The sequence below is a fragment of the Pseudomonas sp. CMR5c genome (genome assembly GCF_003850545.1).
In the GTDB taxonomy this organism is placed as follows: domain Bacteria; phylum Pseudomonadota; class Gammaproteobacteria; order Pseudomonadales; family Pseudomonadaceae; genus Aquipseudomonas; species Aquipseudomonas piscis.
This window is the reverse complement of record NZ_CP027705.1, coordinates 756,102-774,307: the sequence shown is the minus strand read 5'-3', so window position 1 is coordinate 774,307 and position 18,206 is coordinate 756,102. Positions and strand designations below refer to the sequence as shown.

General features: G+C 65.4%; 15 protein-coding genes and 1 pseudogene. 11 read left to right on the top strand and 5 right to left on the bottom strand.

The features are described from left to right. Nucleotides 1–174 precede the first annotated feature (174 nt). Nucleotides 175–1,071 carry a PA4780 family RIO1-like protein kinase gene (locus C4K40_RS03510; protein ID WP_022642101.1) on the bottom strand — a complete coding sequence of 299 codons (897 nt, stop codon included), beginning with the start codon at nt 1,069–1,071 and terminating at the stop codon, nt 175–177. A gap of 310 nt (nt 1,072–1,381) precedes the next feature. Between C4K40_RS03510 and C4K40_RS32165 the strand changes: the two are divergent. Together C4K40_RS32165 and C4K40_RS32160 are read left to right on the top strand one after the other, a co-directional pair. Further along, nucleotides 1,382–2,563, top strand: a pseudogene (locus tag C4K40_RS32165) (cache domain-containing protein); the annotation flags it as partial. Between the two features lie 90 nt (nt 2,564–2,653). Beyond that, nucleotides 2,654–3,421, top strand: coding sequence for a methyl-accepting chemotaxis protein (locus tag C4K40_RS32160; RefSeq protein ID WP_371857902.1), 768 nt, complete (start codon nt 2,654–2,656; stop codon nt 3,419–3,421). A 42-nt stretch (nt 3,422–3,463) separates the two neighbouring features. On the opposite strand, the gene C4K40_RS03500 is transcribed toward C4K40_RS32160, so the two are convergent. Continuing rightward, entirely contained in the window at nt 3,464–4,741 is a 1,278-nt protein-coding gene (locus C4K40_RS03500; protein ID WP_022642099.1) for an acetyl-CoA C-acetyltransferase, read from the bottom strand. A gap of 162 nt (nt 4,742–4,903) precedes the next feature. On the opposite strand from C4K40_RS03500, the gene C4K40_RS03495 reads away from it, so the two are divergent. After that, nucleotides 4,904–6,256 (top strand): 3-oxoacyl-ACP reductase, encoded by a 1,353-nt coding sequence (locus tag C4K40_RS03495; protein WP_022642098.1) that lies wholly within the window; start codon nt 4,904–4,906, stop codon nt 6,254–6,256. A 2-nt stretch (nt 6,257–6,258) separates the two neighbouring features. Further along, complete coding sequence (locus C4K40_RS03490; protein WP_053132201.1) at nt 6,259–7,122, top strand: MaoC/PaaZ C-terminal domain-containing protein; 864 nt, start codon at nt 6,259–6,261, stop codon at nt 7,120–7,122. 6 nt (nt 7,123–7,128) lie between these two features. Here C4K40_RS03490 and C4K40_RS03485 read toward each other — a convergent pair whose 3' ends face one another. Further along, nucleotides 7,129–7,578: a DMT family transporter gene (locus C4K40_RS03485; protein WP_022642095.1), complete on the bottom strand. Its 450-nt coding sequence runs from the start codon at nt 7,576–7,578 to the stop codon at nt 7,129–7,131. A gap of 390 nt (nt 7,579–7,968) precedes the next feature. Here C4K40_RS03485 and C4K40_RS03480 point away from each other — a divergent pair, with 390 nt between their 5' ends. Next, entirely contained in the window at nt 7,969–9,663 is a 1,695-nt protein-coding gene (locus tag C4K40_RS03480; RefSeq protein WP_053132203.1) for a collagen-like triple helix repeat-containing protein, read from the top strand. A 189-nt stretch (nt 9,664–9,852) separates the two neighbouring features. Continuing rightward, the gene (locus tag C4K40_RS03475) at nt 9,853–11,529 is read left to right on the top strand and encodes a ShlB/FhaC/HecB family hemolysin secretion/activation protein (RefSeq protein WP_053132206.1); all 1,677 of its coding nucleotides are present in this window, start codon (nt 9,853–9,855) and stop codon (nt 11,527–11,529) included. 113 nt (nt 11,530–11,642) lie between these two features. On the opposite strand, the gene C4K40_RS03470 is transcribed toward C4K40_RS03475, so the two are convergent. Both C4K40_RS03470 and C4K40_RS03465 read right to left on the bottom strand, forming a co-directional pair. Beyond that, entirely contained in the window at nt 11,643–12,056 is a 414-nt protein-coding gene (locus tag C4K40_RS03470) for a response regulator (RefSeq protein ID WP_022642091.1), read from the bottom strand. Nucleotides 12,057–12,110: 54 nt separating this feature from the next. Continuing rightward, nucleotides 12,111–12,317: a Flp family type IVb pilin gene (locus C4K40_RS03465; RefSeq protein WP_022642090.1), complete on the bottom strand. Its 207-nt coding sequence runs from the start codon at nt 12,315–12,317 to the stop codon at nt 12,111–12,113. A gap of 337 nt (nt 12,318–12,654) precedes the next feature. On the opposite strand from C4K40_RS03465, the gene cpaB reads away from it, so the two are divergent. The 5 genes from cpaB to C4K40_RS03440 are packed head-to-tail and all read left to right on the top strand — an operon-like array spanning nt 12,655 to nt 18,205. Beyond that, entirely contained in the window at nt 12,655–13,593 is a 939-nt protein-coding gene (gene cpaB, locus C4K40_RS03460; protein ID WP_031320804.1) for a Flp pilus assembly protein CpaB, read from the top strand. A 19-nt stretch (nt 13,594–13,612) separates the two neighbouring features. Then, the gene (locus C4K40_RS03455; RefSeq protein WP_022642088.1) at nt 13,613–14,848 is read left to right on the top strand and encodes a type II and III secretion system protein family protein; all 1,236 of its coding nucleotides are present in this window, start codon (nt 13,613–13,615) and stop codon (nt 14,846–14,848) included. After that, the gene (locus tag C4K40_RS03450; RefSeq protein WP_022642087.1) at nt 14,845–16,038 is read left to right on the top strand and encodes a protein TadZ; all 1,194 of its coding nucleotides are present in this window, start codon (nt 14,845–14,847) and stop codon (nt 16,036–16,038) included. Before C4K40_RS03455 ends, C4K40_RS03450 begins: the two co-directional genes overlap by 4 nt. Continuing rightward, entirely contained in the window at nt 16,035–17,306 is a 1,272-nt protein-coding gene (locus C4K40_RS03445) for a CpaF family protein (RefSeq protein WP_053132208.1), read from the top strand. Before C4K40_RS03450 ends, C4K40_RS03445 begins: the two co-directional genes overlap by 4 nt. Nucleotides 17,307–17,323: 17 nt before the next feature. Beyond that, the gene (locus tag C4K40_RS03440) at nt 17,324–18,205 is read left to right on the top strand and encodes a type II secretion system F family protein (protein ID WP_022642085.1); all 882 of its coding nucleotides are present in this window, start codon (nt 17,324–17,326) and stop codon (nt 18,203–18,205) included. Nucleotide 18,206 lies beyond the last annotated feature (1 nt).

The window sequence follows — 18,206 nt, the reverse complement described above, 5'->3', positions numbered from 1 at the left end:
GCATGCTTGGTGTAGCCGCTGCCGCAGGCTACGCACGGGCGCGCAGCGCTCGCGAAATCGAGTCCTGGAGGTCCTGCGGACCTTGGCGCAGCCTCGCAGGCTCGACAGCGGCTACAGGGAGCCGAGGTGGTCTGCAGAAATGAAAAATCCGGCCTCGGCCGGATTTTTCATGGGTCACTGCATCCAGGGCGGAGGCGGTGGCTCGTCGGATTTGCCCGGCGGTCTTTCGTCCTCCGCACGGGCAGCCCGGCGGCGCTCTTCGTCGAAACGCGCCGCTTCGATCTCGCGCATCACGCTGCCCACGTCCGCCCGCTCCTGGGAGTCGGCGAACTCACCGGTCAGCACGCTGCCCGGATGCAAGGTGCCCGCCTCGTACAAGGCCCACATTTCCTTGGCATAGCGGGTGCGCTTGAGCTCCGGGGCGAAGCGCCCGAAGTAGGCGGCCATGTTGCCGACATCGCGCTCGAGCATGCTGAAGGCATGGTTGTTACCGGCCGCATCCACTGCCTGGGGCAGGTCGATGATCACCGGCCCTTGCGGCCCCAGCAGCACGTTGAACTCGGACAGGTCACCGTGCACCAGGCCGGTACACAGCATCAGCACGATCTGGGAAATCAGGAAGGCGTGGTATTCACGCGCCTGCTCCGGCTCCAGCACCACATCGTTCAGGCGCGGCGCGGCATCGCCGTATTCGTCGGCCACCAGTTCCATGAGCAGCACGCCTTCGAGGAAGTCGAACGGCTTGGGTACCCGGACCCCGGCATTGGCCAGGCGAAACAACGCGGCCACCTCGGCGTTCTGCCAAGCGTCCTCGGCCTCCTTGCGCCCGAACTTCGAGCCCTTGGCCATGGCCCGGGCCTGGCGGCTGTTGCGAACCTTGCGGCCCTCCTGATACTCCGCCGCCTGGCGGAAACTGCGTTTGTTGGCCTCCTTGTAGACCTTGGCGCAACGTATCTCCTTCCCGCAGCGCACCACATACACAGCTGCTTCTTTGCCACTCATGAGTGGACGCAGCACCTCATCTACCAGACCGTCTTCGATCAGCGGTTCAATGCGTTTTGGAGTCTTCATCAGCTTTTATTCTGGTTCCCTTGTTACCAAACACGCGAAAGTCACTCGTTATACGGCAATCCTCCCACGACGGGAAAGGGCTGCCGGTCTCCCCTGCCCTGCAATGCACGCAATATGCCGCTGCAGCCCTTGTCCACCAGTGGACAATGCTGGCCGGGCGCCCCCGACAGGAGGATTTTTCTTCCTGCCGACTCAATTTTCCACGGCCTGGGCCGAAGTCATTAGAGACAAGGGAGTTTGTCCGACAATCCAATAAAGACGTCAGCATCCGGCCAAGGTTCGATCGCCGCCTGCCGCACTCGCTCCAGGGATGGCAACCCGCACAGATTCCAAGCTGCCCAGGGTTTCGCGAAGTGCCCGCACTTCGTGGACTGACAACACAACAAGAAAAACCGGAGCGCAGATGAACATCAGACAGAAACTCACCTGGGCCTTTGCCGTCATCGCCTGCCTCCCCGTGGTGCTGGTCGCCACGCTGGTGGTGATGAACCTGCGCAGCGATGCCGAGGACGGCTTCGTCGACAGCAGCAATCGCGAAATCCGCCAAGTGGCCAACGCCATGCAGCTGTTCTTCGAGGGCATCAGCCAGAACATCGATTACCTGGCGACTCAACCCCTGCTCACCCAGGCCGGCGACAACCTCAAGACCTGGATGAGCGCCGAAGCCGCCAAGGCCCCCGAAGGCGAACAGGACAAACGCATCTTCGAACTGTTCGCCGCCATGGCCGCCAGCCATCCGGCTTATTCCTATGTGTCCTACGGCGTGAGCAATGGCGGCTACGTCTCCTGGCCCGCCGACCTGAAGCTGAGCAACTACGACCCACGTGTGCGCCCCTGGTACCAGACCGCCCAGGCCAACCCGGGCAAGACCCTGCGCACCGCGGCCTACTACTGGGCCAACGACGATGCGGTGCTGGTCAGCACCGTGCGCTCCCTGGGCAACCAGTTGGGCGCCCAAGGCGGCGTGGTCGCGGTGGACGTCTCGCTCAAGCAGCTCACCGAGATCGTCAAGCAGATCAAGCTGGGCGAATCCGGCTACCTGATGCTCCTGGAAAACAGCGGCACCATCCTGGTGGACCCCAAGCAGCCGGAACACAACTTCAAGGCCCTGGGCAGCCTCGGCAGCGGCTACGAGCAACTGGCCAAGGCCGGCAAGGGCCTGGTGCAGGTGGAGCTGGGTGGCAAGCGTTACATGGCCAATATCTGGCCTTCCGAGCAACTGGGCTGGACCTTCATCGGCCTGATCCAGCAGGACGAAGTCATGGGCCAGGCGACCCAGCTGACCTGGATCATCGCCATCATCGCCGGGGTCCTGGCGGTGTTGTTCGCCGTGTTCGGCGCCAGCTTCGCCGGCCTCATCGTGCGTCCGATCCGGGGCGTGGCCAGCGGCCTGGAAGGCATCGCCCAGGGCGAGGGCGACCTGACTCGCAGCCTGGACATCCGCGGTCGCGATGAAACCGCGCAACTGGCCAACTGGTTCAACCAGTTCCTCGCGGCGATCCGCAAGCTGATCCAGAACATCGGCCAGGCCGCCCAGAAGATCCTCGCCACCTCCCACTCCTCGACCCAGGTCTCCAGCGACATGGCCGAGGCCGCCGGACGCCAGCGCGAAGCCGTGGACATGGTGTCCACCGCGTTCCATGAAATGGTCGCCACGGCCAACGAAGTGGCGCGCTCCTGCAGCCAGGCTGCCGAATCCGCCGACAGCGGCCAGCGCCAGGCCCGCGAAGGCCAGCAGCAGATCGACGCAGCGGTGCACAGCGTCGATCGCCTGAGCCAGGAGATCGAACAATCGGCGCAATCGATGCAGCAACTGGAGCGCGACAGCAACGATATCCAGTCGATCCTCGGCACCATTCGCTCCATCGCCGAGCAGACCAACCTGCTGGCCCTCAACGCGGCCATCGAGGCCGCGCGCGCCGGCGAACAGGGCCGTGGCTTTGCCGTGGTGGCCGATGAGGTCAGGGCGCTGGCCAAGCGCACCGCCGACTCCACCGCCGAGATCGACGGCCTGCTGGGCAACCTGGCCAAGCGCACCAGCGCGGTGACCCAGCAGATGCATGCCAGCCTGGAAGTGTCCCAGCAATCGGTGGAGCGCATTGGCCTGGCGCGCAACAGCTTCGGGCAGATCCGCGAATCGGTGGATGTGATCCGCGACATGAACACCCAGATCGCCACCGCCGCCGAAGAACAGCATCAAGTGGCCGAAGACATCAACCGGCACATCAGCCAGATCCATGGCGACGCGCAACTGGTGGCGGAACTGGCCAACTCGGCGCGCCTGGACTCCCAGAGCCTGGCGGACCTGTCCAACGAACTGGACGGCCTGGTCCGGCGCTTCAAGACCTGACCCGTGGCGGCGAGGGGAATGCCCCTCGCCTGGCCGGCGCCGTCAGCGTTCGACGATGGCCGTCACGCCCTGCCCGCCCGCGGCACAGATCGAGATCAACCCACGCCCCTGCCCGGCCACGCTCAACAGCTTGGCCAGGTTGGCGACTATACGCCCGCCGGTGGCGGCGAAAGGATGTCCCGCCGCCAGGGAACTGCCCTTGATATTGAGTCGCGAACGATCGATCGCCCCCAGGGGCGCCTCCAGGCCCAGGCGCGACTTGCAGTACTGCGGGTCTTGCCAGGCCTTGAGGGTGCACAGCACCTGGGCGGCGAAGGCTTCGTGGATCTCGTAGTAGTCGAAGTCCTGCAGGCTCAAGCCGTTGCGCGCCAGAAGGCGTGGTACGGCATACACCGGAGCCATCAGCAAACCTTCGGCGCCATGGACGAAGTCCACCGCTGCCGCCTCGCCGTCACGCAGGTAGGCCAGGATCGGCAGGCCACGCTCCCGGGCCCATTGCTCGCTGCCCAGCAACACCAGGGAGGCGCCATCGGTCAGGGGGGTCGAGTTGCCGGCAGTGAGGGTGCCCTGGCCACTGCGGTCGAATGCCGGCTTGAGTCCGGCGAGCTTGTCCAGGGTCAGGTCCGGGCGCAGGTTGTTGTCCCGGGTCAGGCCGAGGAACGGCGTCAGCAGGTCATCGTGCCAGCCCTCGGCATAGGCGGCGGCCATGTGCAGGTGGCTGTCCAGGGCCAGCTGGTCTTGCGCGTCTCGGGGAATGTCCCAGGTCTTGGCCATCTGCTCGCAATGCTCGCCCATGGACAAGCCGGTACGCGGCTCGCCGTTGCGCGGCAGCTCCGGCTTGAGGTGGCGCGGGCGCACCTGGGACAAGACCTTGAGCTTGTCACCCAGACCCTTGGCCCGGTTGGCCTGAAGCAGGATCTTGCGCAGCCCTTCGTTGACCCCGATCGGCGCATCCGAGGTGGTGTCGACACCACCGGCGATGCCGCAGTCGATCTGCCCCAGGGCGATCTTGTTGGCCACCAGCAACACCGCCTCCAGGCCCGTGCCGCAAGCCTGCTGGATGTCATAGGCCGGGGTGGTGGGCGACAGCCGCGAGCCCAGCACGCATTCGCGGGTCAGGTTGAAATCCCGGGACTGCTTGAGCACCGCTCCGGCCGCCACCTCGCCGATGCGCAGCCCATGCAGGTTGTAGCGCTCGATCAAGCCCTCGAGGGCAGCGGTGAGCATGGCCTGGTTGCTGGCGGTGGCGTAAGGACCGTTGGAACGGGCGAAGGGGATACGGTTGCCGCCGATGATCGCGACGCGACGCAGTTGTGTCATGGAAAGCTCCCTGTTCGGTGAATGCGACTGCGGTGGGTATCTCCTCCACCAGCGTAGGTTCTCATCCGGCGCCTGCTCGGCCCTGGAGGGAGAACCCCTGATCGAACGACCCGAAGCCATTCGTGGTCCACACTTTGAACCCCAACCTGCGGAGTGCGTTCCATGTCCGACCGTTATATCGACTTCGCCAACTCGGGCATCGGCCAGCGCCTGGTCGGGGCCCTTGGCCTGCCCTCGCCGGCGCGCCTGGAGCGCTGGCAGGCTGGCCGCTTGCGGCCCATCGAAGGTGCCTTGCTGATCGGCGGCGGCCCCCTGGCGCGACGGGTGGCGGACCTCGCGCCACGCCTGACCGATGCGATCTACAGCTATGGCAGCGACCCGGCCCTGGCCAGCCCCTGGATTCCCGGACACGGCCCCAGGCTCAAGGCCGTGGTGTTCGACGCCAGCGAACTACTGCAGATCGACCAGCTCAAGCAATTGCGCGAATTCTTCCAGCCGCTGCTGCGCAACCTGGCGCCCAGTGCCCACCTGGTGCTGCTCGGGCGCCCGCCGCAAAGCCTCGACGCGCCCTTCGCCGCCAGTGCCCAGCGAGCCCTGGAAGGCTTCAGCCGCTCCCTGGCCAAGGAGTTGCGCAACGGCGCCACCCTGCAACTGCTGTATGTGGAGGCCGGGGCCGAAGACCAGCTGGAAGGCGCATTGCGCTTCTTCCTTTCGCCCAAGAGCGCCTTCGTTTCCGGCCAGGTGCTGCACCTGCAGCCCTGCACCGCCCAGGTCCGGGACTGGAGCCGGCCCCTGGCCGGGCGCAAGGCCCTGGTCACTGGGGCGGCCAGGGGCATCGGCGCGGCCATCGCAGAGACCCTGGCCCGGGATGGCGCCCAGGTGCTGTTGCTCGACGTTCCCCAGGCCCAGGCCGACCTCGAGGCCCTGGCCGCACGCCTTGGCGGGCAGGCCATCAGCCTGGATATCTGCGCCGAAGACGCAGCGCCAAGGTTGCTCGAACAGTTGCCCCAGGGCCTCGACATCCTGGTGCATAACGCCGGCATCACCCGGGACAAGACCCTGGCCAACATGACCCCGGAATACTGGGATGCGGTGCTGGCGGTCAATCTCGGGGCACCGCAGGTACTGACCCAGGCGCTTCTGGACAGCCAGTGCCTGCACGAGCACGGCCGGGTGATCCTGCTGGCCTCCATCAGTGGTATCGCCGGCAACCGCGGCCAGACCAACTACGCCGCCAGCAAGGCCGGGCTGATCGGCCTGGCCCAGGCCTGGGCGCCACGGCTCAAGGCCCGGGACATCAGCATCAATGCCGTGGCCCCGGGGTTCATCGAGACCAAGATGACCGCCAGCGTGCCCTTCGCCTTGCGCGAGGCCGGGCGACGCATGAGTTCCCTGGGCCAGGGCGGCCTGCCCCAGGATGTCGCCGAAGCCGTGGCCTGGCTCGCCCAGCCCGGGAGCGGCGCGGTCAGCGGGCAGGCCCTGCGGGTCTGCGGCCAAAGCGTGCTGGGAGCGTGAAGATGACGGAACACTGGCATGAGCTGAACATTCCCGCGTCACTGCCGACGCTGTTTCTCAAGGCCGCATTGCGGCGCAAGATCAGCGGCACGCACTTGCCCGACCAGGGCCTGCGTTGCTGGATCAGCCTCGACCCCGGGCAACTGGCGGCCTACCGCAAGGTCTGCGGGTTTACCGACAACGGCCTGCTGCCCGCCACCTACCCCCATGTGCTGGCGTTCCCGCTGCAGATGCAACTGCTGACCGCCAGCGACTTCCCCTTTCCCTTGCTGGGGCTGGTGCACCTGGGCAACCGGATCCGCGTGCTACGCCCCATGGGTAATGTCAGCAGCGTGCGGGTCGGGGTCCGGGTGGATAACCTGCGCGCCCACGCCAAGGGCGCGACCTTCGACCTGGTGACCAGCATCGACGACCTGCTGGGACCGCTCTGGGAAGCCCGCAGCGAGATGCTTTGTCGCGGGGTCAAGCTGGGCGCTTCCGGGCCAGCGCCAACCCCTGCCGAACGTGAGCCAGGCCCAGGCCTGGAGGCCGTGGCCAACTGGCGGGCAGAGAGCGATAGCGGCCGGCGCTATGCCAAGGTGTCGGGCGACTACAACCCGATCCACCTGAGCGCCTGGAGCGCGCGACTGTTCGGTTTTCCCCAGGCCATCGCCCATGGCCTGTGGAGCAAGGCCCGGACCCTGGCGGCGCTGGAGCAGCACCTGCCCACGGCGGGCGTGCAGATCACGGTGCGCTTCGCCAAGCCGGTGCTGCTACCCGGCGAAGTCCGCCTGCTGGCCAGCGCCGCCGGCTCCAGCGGCGACTTGCAACTGCTGGGCAAGGGTGGACTGCAACATATGCAAGGAGACTGGCAACCACTGCCCTGAGCGTCGTCACCCTCGGCGGATAAGCACGACTCCAAGGATGATCAGCAGCAATCCGGCCATCTTGCCGAGGCTGATCGGCGCCTCGCGAAACCCGGCCCAACCGAAGTGATCCAGGGCCAGGGCCATGCTCAACTGGCCGGCCAGCACCAGCGTCATGAACAGCAAAGCGCCAATGCGCGGCCCGGCGAACGCCGCGACGGTGATGAAGAACGCGCCCATCAAGCCCCCGCACCAATGCCACCAGGTCAGCCCCTTGAGGGCGCTCAACGATGGCGTCTCGCGCTGTATCAACACCAGGAGCAGCAACGCCATGGTGCCGACGAAGAAGGAAATCATCGCCGCGACGAACACACTACCGACCTGCTTGGCCAACTGGCCATTGACCCCGGCTTGCAAGGCAATCAGGGCACCGGCAACGAACGGCAGGCACAGTAGCCACCAGACTGGAGTCAACATCAAAAGCTCCCGCAAAAATTAAGGCGCGCAGTATAAGCCAGTGCCTCGGCTGACAACACGGGCCAGCCAGTGCTGCAGCCAAGCTTTTCGCCCTATTAATTGTATGTATATAACTTTGGTCGAGAGCCACCAGCGGCGCTGCCCGGCAAGCTCATTAGTTGTTGTTTTAGATAGCCTTTCTTAAATACACGCAGACTCTTTCAATACTTTCAGACTATTCATTTATAAGCATCCGGGCGCCGAAGAATAAGTCATTAATACCAACTTCATAATTGTTCGAAGTTCCCTTCGCGACTTTCATCTGGACAACGGACGACGACATCTCCAGCAGCAGAACTGGCGAGCCATCGAAAACAACAGACGTTGTAACAGGTGCAAGGAACAACTCTCATGAACACTCAATCCGGATGGAAGACGTTAACGGCCCTGACCATGATCCTGACCCTCAGCCTGGCCGGCTGCAGCGGTGGTGGTGGCGGCCACAAGAGTGGCGGCAGCAGTTCTTCATCGCCCGCCAGTACCGATAGCGGCACTGGTGGCACCGACGGAACGGGCGGTGGCACTGGTGGCGGAACCGGTGGCACTGGCGGAACAGGCGGTGGCACTGGTGGCGGAACCGGTGGTACCGGCGGAACAGGCGGTGGCACTGGTGGCGGAACCGGTGGTACCGGCGGAACAGGCGGTGGAACTGGTGGTGGCACCGGCGGCACTGGCGGTGGTACTGGCGGAACAGGCGGCACCGGAGGTACAGGCGGGACGGGTGGAACAGGCACCCCCCTGACCACCAGCAGCCTGGTATCGGACCTGGGCACCACCATCAGCGGTGTCGGCACCGGAGTCAGCGGCCTGGGCGACTCGCTGAGCGGCACCCCCGTAGTCGGCGGCGTGGTGCAAAGTGCGGTCAATACCACCGGCAACGTGGTGGATACCGTGGGTGATGGCCTGACCGATGGCCTGGGCAAGCTGGGTACCGATCCCAAGGCCCTGAGCAAGACCACCGCCACCGTCGGCAATGTGGTCAGCGACGTCGGTACCGGGGTCACCGATCTGAGTGGCAAGCTGGCCACCAGCACCCAGAGCGTGCCGGTAGTCGGCGGCGTGGTGACTCGGGTCGCCCCGACGCTTGGCAGTGTCGGCGCCCGAGTGACGATGCTCGGCAATACCCTGAGCACCACCACCAGCAGCGGCCCATTGGGCACCCTGACCGATAACCTGGGTAACCAGGCCCTGGTGCCGGTGGTCAGCATGGCCGAAGGCCTGACCGGCAAACTGGGCAGCACCACAGGCCTCGGGACTCCGGTCAAGGGCTTGCTCAACGGCGTGGCCCAGGCAGTGGACGGCACCGGCGACAAGGTCAGCGGCGCCGGCAACGGCAGTCCGGTGACCAACCTTCTGGGTACCGCCCTGAACAACACTGGCGCCAGCGTGGGCACCGCCGGCGGCTACCTGGCCAGCTCCGGCTCCGGAAGCGGTACGGGTAGTGGTGGCACTGGGACCAACAACGGCCTGCTGGAGACCGTGGGCGGCGCCGTGGCCAACCTGAGCAACGGCCTGAACGCCGGCAACACCAACGGTACCGTCAGTGCTGGTGGTGTCACCGGTGCCTCCGCCGGTGGCCTGGTGGCTTCGGTCGGCGGTGCCCTGGGTGGTAGCGGCACTCCCAACCTGGCGGTCACCGCACCACTGGCCAGTGTCGGGGCCAGCGTCGGCTCGGCACTCAATCCGGTCACCAACGCGGCCAGCGGCCTGACCCAGCAAGTGGGTGCAGCCACCGGCACCGGAGCGCCGGTCGCCGGCCTGCTGAACCAGGTGGGCGGCGCGGTAAGCAACGTCGGTACCAGCCTCGCCGGCAGCACCGGCACCGGCCAGGTCGGTACGGCACTGGGTGGCACCCTGAACGCGGTGGGCGGCACCGTGGCCGCGGCAGGCGGCCTGGTCAACGGCGGTACCGCTCCCAGCGGTGGTCTGCTGGGTGGCTTGAATGTCGGGGCTTCCGCCAGTGGCGGCGCCTCGACCGGAACCACCAGCGGTGGCCTGGGCGCAGTGGTGGGAGGCCTCACCGGCGCCTTGGGCGGCACTCGATAATTTGCACCTGGCCGATTCGACGGCCCCACCTACAGCGCCTACGCTTGGTTGAAGGCGAGAGATTCAAATGGGTCTCTCGCCTTTTTGTTCATCCTGGGCACGACATTCCTGCGCCGCCCCGAGCCTGTAGCCGACGGCCACCAGGCATGAGCACCTTGGCATCACCGCAATTCGACCATGGAGTGTCCTATGCGTACGTTGGCCAGCTTGTTGTTACTCGGGTGCTGCTCCAGCGCCTATGCCGACTCCCTGCCGCGCTTTCTCAACAACAACGACAGCATCAACAACCTGCCGACCCCCAACCTGCCGGTGGACGCTTACCGCCCGGCCAGCCCGAAACTGCAGCTTCCCGAAGAACCCTCGGTACCCAAGGGCCAGCAACCGTTGCAGATGGGCACCAAGCTCACCGTGCGCCAGCTACAGATCGAAGGTGGCACTGTCTATCCCCTGGAAGAGCTGGCGGCCATCTACCGGCCGCTGATCGGCCATGAGGTCAGCTTCAGCCAACTGATCGAGGCTACGCGCAGCATCACCAAGCGCTACCAGGACGACGGTTACCTGCTGTCCTACGCTTTCATTCCACAGCAACGCTTCGACCAGGGCACCTTGCGAATCGTGCTGGTGGAGGGATACATCCGCGATTATCAGCTGCAGGGCGACATCGGCCCGGTGTCGGCCTATCTGGACAAGCTGGTGGCCAAGCTGAAGGCCGAGCGCCCGCTGACCCGCAAGACCTTCGAACGCTACACCACGCTGATGAGCCGGGTGCCCGGGGTGACGTTGCAAGCCGTGGTGCCACCACCGGGCACCACCGACGGTGCGACCGGATTGGTGGCCGTAGCCAGCCGCAAACCCATCACCACCACCCTCAACAGCAACCAGGACAACCGCAATGGCATGCAGGCCCTGGTGGGCATCACCAGCAACTCGCAGACCACCTGGGGCGAGCAGCTGACCCTCAGCGGGCTATTCCCGCCAGGCAAGGACAAGGAGCACTACTACCGCCTGGACTACAACCAGCTCCTGGGCTCGGAGGGCACCCAGCTGAGCCTGTACGGTGCGCGCTACCGTGCCGATCCGCATAGCGACATCCTGCTCAGCAACGGCCTGGTGCTGGAGCCCCATCGAGAGAACGACCGGTTCTCCATTGGTGTCAGCCACCCTTTCATCGCCTCGCCCAACGAAATGCTCACCCTCGGTACACGCCTGTACGCGGTGAACGACAAGACCCGCTATCGGGTGAATGGCCTGCCTTTGTCAGTGGAAGAAAAGACCGACATTCGCGCCCTGGCATTGGAAGGCGACTGGAGCAAGTCGGACCAACGCCAGCTACGGATCCTCAGCGCCGGCCTGTACCGCGGCCTCGACAGCATGGGCGCCAAGACCAACAACACCCTCTACGACCTGGACTTCTTCCGTGTGCGCCTGGCCGGCGTGCAGAGCAATCGCTTCCTCGACAACTGGCAGGGCGTGCTGTCCGGCGCCCTGTACTGGAGCCGGGACAACTTGCCGGACAGCGAACGGGCCAGCTTCGGCGGCCAGAACTTCGCCCGGGGCTACCCTGATGACCAGACCACCGGCGACAAGGGCTGGGGCGTGGCCTATGAGGTCAACTACAGCTTCAACCGCGAAGGAACCTGGGTCCGGGTGCTGCAGCCCTACGTAGTGCTGGACCGCTCCAAGACCTGGTTCAACGAACTGCCAGTCAGGGGCAGCAGCCTGTCGTCGGCCGCCGTCGGCCTGCGCTTTGGCGATACCAAGCACTACAACATCGCCGTGGAAGCCGCCAAGCCCATGTCCGACGAAGCCCTGGACACCTACAACCGCCGGCCGCGCTACAGCCTGAGCTTCAGCTACCAGCTCTGAACGAACAGTTGCGTGACTTGTGGCCCGCCTCGGCGGGTCTTTTTTTGCCGCCCTGCCATGTCGCGGGGACGCCAAGGCCCCGGTAATCCGGGACCCCTGGCGAGATAAGGGAGTCAGGGCCCGACGACTTGTAGCCGGGGCTCGGGGAACAGGTTGTTGAGGGTTTCCAGCAGGCGCACGTGGTAGATCGGCTTGCGGAACAGGTCCAGGACCTGCAGGCGCAGCAGGTCGCTGACATCGTCCATGTCGGCATGGCCCGACATGACGATCACCGGCAGGTGCTGGCGCGAGGTGTGCTCGCGCAAGCGCTTGATCAACGACAAGCCACTCTCCTCGGGCATGCGCAGGTCGGTGATGACCAGCGCGATGTCCGGATGGCGGGTGAGATGGTCCAGGGCCAGCCTCACCGAGAGAGCGGTGAAGCAGGTGAAACCCTCACCCTCCAGCAGCTCGGCGAGTTCCATCAGTGCGTCTTCTTCGTCATCCACAAGAAGCAGTTGCTGGCGTGGGGTGGAGGGAGTGTTCATGAGTCCTGCCTTGAGCTGACTGTCCGACGGCCTTCACTGCTGCAGTCGCAAACCTCAAGGTGCGGGCCGTGTAATCGCCGTTCCTCCCAGGTTAGTGAGAATGTTATTGAAGATCGCCATGACCCGGTCGCCCAGCGGGGTCACGAATGCCACCACTACCACGGCGACCATCGCCACCACAATTGCGTACTCAATGGCGGAGGCACCTTCGGTACGGTCAAAAAACAGGCGCGCCCTGAGCAACAAATATTGAAGGATCATCCTAGCTCTCCTTTGCGCCAGACGGCGCCGATGGAACCGCACCGGGTCCATTTCCCCGGTGCTAATTGAGCATTGTCAACAAACCAGAGCCCAGCAACTGTAAGAACGGATTAATCACTAAGTATTAGTCGGAAGGTAAACGCCAGAAACCCAGACACTGTTGAGAGCGTTGTACTTTTGTCAGCTATTTTTTGACCAGGTAATGGCATTTCGTCCTAGCTCTACTACCTTCACATAGCGAAATAGTTGCATGTTCATAGCTGCCTGATTGCGAATCGACTCGTTTGGAATCACGGGCTGTCACGGGCTGTAGTGCAGCAGGAAAGGGAGAGCCTTCATGAACAGTCGCGTCACTATGGGTCTGGCAGGACTTCTTTTGGTCGGTGCGGTGTTTTTCGGGTATTGGGGCCTGGTGCTCAGCCGTCAACCCGAGCCCGCTCCAGTCGCAGCGCCACCACCCACTCCCAGCACCGTCGTCGAACAGACCGCCAGCACCGCCGAGGACCAGACGCGCCAGCCGGTGGTGGTGCTGGTACACGACGTCCCGGCGTTCGTGCCCCTGGCCGCCAGCGACCTGGCCCTGGAAAAACTGCGCACCGCCCCACCCGGCAGCCTCAGTGCCATCGACCAGGCCGTGGGCCGTACCCCATGGCGCCAGCTGAGCGCCGGCACCTGGCTCAACGAACAGAGCTTCGCCAGCGGCGGGGCCCTGGCCCGGATGATCCACAGCGACGAGCGGGCACTGGCGGTGGCGGTCGACGAGGTGATCGGTGCAGCAGGCCAACTGAGCCCCGGCGACTATGTGGACGTCCTGCTGTTCCTGCGCCAGGACAGCGCCAACCCGCAACAGTCGGCGCAGATCGCCGTACCGGCGATCCGGGTGTTGGCCGTGGGCGAACAGCTGGGGCTGACCAACGACGGCCAACCGGGCAGCGCCCTGAGCAATGACGAACGGCTCAAGCAGGACCAGCGCCGGATCAACGCCCGCACCGTGGTCCTGGCGGTGCCCGAGCAACTGCTGAGCCGGATGATGCTGGCCACCCAGGTCGGCGTGTTGCGCCTGGCGGTGCGCAGCAGCGAGGAACAACGCCTGGCCCACTACTGGGCCGGCAACGAAGAGGCGGTCGAGCATCTGGATGCCGCCAGCAGCAACCTGTTCCAGTTCACCCAACTGGCTCTGGGCCGCGCGCCCCGCAGCCCGGCCGCCCAAGGCACCGCGCCACGACCGGCGGTGGAGGTGATCCGTGGCAACCAGGTCACCCAACAGACCCCCTGATTGAGCAAGGATGCAATACATGCGCAGTCGTTCCACGCCGACCTTCATCGCCCTGCTGGCCCTGGGCCAACTGTTCTGGAATCCGGTCCAGGCCGCTCCGGCAACGGGTTGCTCGGGCCTGGCCCCGTTGCCCGGCGTATTGGAAGTCGGCGAAGGCTTGCAACAGCAGCTGCAATCGCCGGTGGCGATCACCCGGCTGGCAGTGGGCGACCCGAAGATCGCCGACGTCCAGGCCACCGGCGACCGGGCCTTTCTGCTCACCGGCATGGGCCCGGGAGCCACCAGCCTGATGATCTGGACCGCCTGTTCCAGCACTCCGCGCCAGAGCATGGTGTTCGTTCAGGGCCGGGCCAGCGCCGAGATGCAGGCGGCCCGCGTATCGAGCAGCGCTGATGCGCCGCTGCCCAGCCAGGTGCAGACCGATATCCGCTTCGTCGAGGTCAGCCGCACCAAGCTCAAGGAAGCCAGCGTCTCGCTGTTCGGCCGCGGGAACAATTTCCTGATCGGCTCGCCGAACACCGTTCCGGTCACCAGCAGCAGCTCCGGCAGCACCACGCCGGTCTTCGGCGGCATTCCCCTGAACAATGACTCGTTCAACATCGGCTTCGGCGGCGGCCGGGTGCTGACCCTGATCAACGCCCTGGAAGGCAGTGGTTTCGCCTATACCCTGGCCCGCCCGAGCCTGGTGGCCCTCAATGGCCAGAGCGCGAGTTTCCTCGCCGGGGGCGAAATCCCCATCCCGGTGCCCAGCACCGGCAGCAACAGCGTGACCATCGAATACAAGGAGTTCGGCATCCGCCTGACCCTGACTCCCACCATCGTCGATCGCGGGCGCATCTCGCTGAAGGTCGCCCCCGAGGTCAGCGAGCTGGACTACAGCAACTCCGTGGCCATCGCCGGCACCCGGGTGCCAGCCCTGACCATCCGCCGTACCGATACCAGCATCTCCCTGGCCGACGGCGAGAGCTTCGTCATCAGCGGCTTGATCAGCACCCGCAACAGCTCCCAGGTCAACAAGTTTCCCGGGCTGGGCGACCTGCCGGTGCTCGGCGCCTTCTTTCGTGACAACTCCATCAGCCGCGAAGAACGCGAACTGCTGATGGTGGTCACCCCGCACCTGGTCCAGCCCCTGGCGGTGGATGCCAAGCTGCCGGCCCTGCCCGGCGAACGCTTGCGCAACTACGATCCGAATTTTTATCGCATGTTCTTCCTCGAGAACGGCAACTTCGATAAACGCAGTGGGCTGTCGCAATGAGCCAGAACCAGAACCTGAGCCAGACCTTTCTCGCCATCACCCGCAACAGCACCGACCTGGAATGGCTGCAGGGCGCCCTGGCGCCCCTGGGCCAGGTGGTGGGTGCCGATGGCAGCCTGGACGAGTTGCTGGCGCTGGTGGACGTGACCTGCGCCAACCTGGTGTTCGTCGGCCTCGACCGCGAGCACGTGGTGGCCCAGGCGGCGCTGATCGAGGGCGCCCTGGAGGCCAAGCCGATGCTGGCGATCGTCGCCCTGGGCGATGGCATGGACAACCAGCTGGTGCTCAACGCCATGCGCGCCGGGGCTCGCGATTTCGTCGCCTACGGCTCGCGCTCCAGCGAGGTCGCCGGGCTGGTCCGGCGCTTGAGCAAGCGCCTGCCGGCGGTCACCCCCAGCACCCAGTTGGGCGGCCTGACCGTGCTCTACGGCGCCCAGGGCGATGGCGACGGCGCACTGCTGGCGGGGCATCTGGCATTGGTGGTGCAAAAGAGCGGCCAGCAGACCCTGCTGCTGGACCTCGGACTACCCCGGGGCGACAGCCTGGCCTTGCTGGGCCTGGAAAGTTCGTTCCACTTCGGCGATGCCCTGCGCCACCTGCGCCGCCTGGATACCACCCTGATCGACAGCGCCTTCACCAGCGCCGAGGCCGGGTTGCGGATCCTCGCCTACGCCAGCCACGACGAGCCCCTGGAACACACCAGCGCGGCGGAGCTGTACATGCTGCTCAGCGCCCTGCGCCAGCATTTCCAGCACATCGTGGTGAACCTGGTGGGACAACCGGACAGCGAGGCCCTACGCACCTTCGTCAGCCACTGCGACAAGCTGCTGTGGTGCACCGACCAGAACGTGCTCGACTGCCGGCGCAACCTGGAGGTGCTCAACCACTGGCGGGAAAAGGGCATGAAGCTGGAGCACGCGCGCCTGTTGGTGGACCGCTATCTGCGCTCGGTCGCCCCGGACTCCGACACCCTGGGCAAGACCTTCGGCCTGGAAGTGATCGCGGTACTGGCGTTCAGCCCGGAGCTGCGCCTGAACGCCAAGAACCAGGGCGTCACCCTATTCGAACTGGGCCCGCGTGAACAACTGACACAAGCCCTGCGGACCCTGGGCGAACGCCTGGCCAAGCGTTCCCAAGGCCTGCCCCAGCCCAAGGCCGGCTGGCTGAACCGGATCATGGGGGGCCGATGAGCGGAGAAAAACTCTTTGGCGCGTCGAACCGCGCCAGCGGCAACGCCGACCACGAAGGCCTGAAGCTGGTCCTGCATCGCTACATCATCGATGCCATCGAGGAGTCGGGAAAGAACCTGCTGGAAAGCTCGCGGCAGAACCTCTCGCAGTTCGTCACCGACAAGGTAGCCGAATACATCGCGCGCATGCACCTGGCCATTTCCCGCTATGAAATGGAGCGCCTGGCGGAGGAGATCGTCGATGAGCTGACCGGTTTCGGCCCCCTGGAAGTGCTGCTGCGCGATCCGGCGGTGACCGAGATCCTGGTCAACGGCCCGCACCGGGTCTTCGTCGAGCGCGACGGAGTGCTGCACCAGAGCGACCTGCGCTTCATCGATGCGCACCACGTGGAGCGCGTGATGCAACGGATCCTTGCGCCATTGGGCCGGCGCCTCGACGAATCTTCGCCGATGGTCGATGCGCGCCTGCCAGACGGCAGCCGGGTCAACGCGATCATTCCGCCGATCGCCCTGGACGGCCCGTGCCTGTCGATCCGCAAGTTTCGCAAGGACATGCTCAAGAGCAGCGACCTGATCGCCATGCAGACCATCGACCAGGCGATCTTCGAGTTTCTCCAGGACGCGGTGGGCAAGCGCTGCAACATCCTCATCAGCGGCGGTACCGGCACCGGCAAGACCACCTTGCTGAACATCCTCAGCCAGTTGATCAATCCCCATGAACGTCTGGTGACCATCGAGGATGTGGCCGAGCTGCAACTGGGACACCCCCATGTGGTGCGCTTGGAAACCCGTCCGCCCAATGCCGAGGGCCATGGCGAGGTCAAGGCCAGCGACCTGATCCGCAACGCCCTGCGGATGCGCCCGGACCGCATCATCCTCGGCGAAATCCGCGGCGTGGAGGTGCTGGACGTGCTGACGGCGATGAACACCGGCCACGACGGCTCCATGAGCACCGTGCATGCCAACAATGCCCAGGATGCCCTGCTGCGCCTGGAGACCCTGGTGGGCCTGACTGGTCGCCACGTCGCCGAGCGCACCCTGCGACAGATGATCTGCGCGGCCCTGGACGTGGTGATCCAGCTCAGCCGCATGCCCGACGGCCGCCGCTGCGTCAGCGAGGTGGTGGAGGTGGTGGGCATCCGCGACGACATCTATGTCACCAATACCCTGTTCCGCCTGGATCGGCGCACCGGCTTCGGTTTCCTGCGCGAGGCGCTCAACCCCGCCGGGGACAAGTTGCGCCGGGAAATCGGGCTGGGCCTCAACTGAACCGCCGGGGGTGAGCCATGATCGCGCTGCTGCTGACCCTGATCTGCCTGCTCTTGCTGGGACTGTCCGGCTGGATGTTCTATCACGGCGTACGCAAGACCGAACGCGAGCGGGTGCTCAGCCGCCTGGCCGAAGGACAGCCCGACCAGGCACCCCCCCCCAGCTCCTGGACCGGCCTGGAACGCGCCTTCATCCGCGCCGGTCTGGGCCAGCCCGGCGAACGCCTGGGGTTGTGGCTGGCAGCCTGGGCCCTGTGCATGCTGCTGGGCTATCTGCTGGCCCACTGGCTCGGCCTGCTGGGCGGTGCCCTGGGGCCACCCATACTGCTGCGCCTGTACGTCAGCTGGCGCTACCAGCGGCGGATTAAGCGCATGATCGAACAGCTGCCGCCCTTGCTGGACCACAGCGTGCGCAGCCTGAAATCGGGGCGGACCCTGGCGGATGCGGTCCTGGGGGCCATCGAGTCGAGCAACGACCCGCTCAAGCAAGCCATGGGCCGAGTGCAGCGCAACGTACAACTGGGGGTCAACCTGCCGGAGGCGCTCAGCGATTTCGCCGAGTTCTACGATCAGGACGAACTGCGCATGTTCGCCCTGGGCCTGAAGGTCAACCATCGCTACGGCGGCAATGCCAGCGAGCTGCTGGAGAACCTGATCAAGTTGATCCGCGAGCGCGAGCAAGGGGCCCGGCAACTGAGCGCGATGACCGGGGAAACCCGCATGACCGCCTGGGTCCTGGGCGTCTTGCCATTGCTGCTGGTGGGCTACTTCATGTTCACCAACCCCGGCTACATGCTCGGCATGTGGCATGACCCCTCCGGGCAGAAAATGTTGATCACCGCCGTGTGCCTGCAGATCGTCGGCTGCCTCGCGCTGTGGCGCATGCTGAGGAGTATCTGAA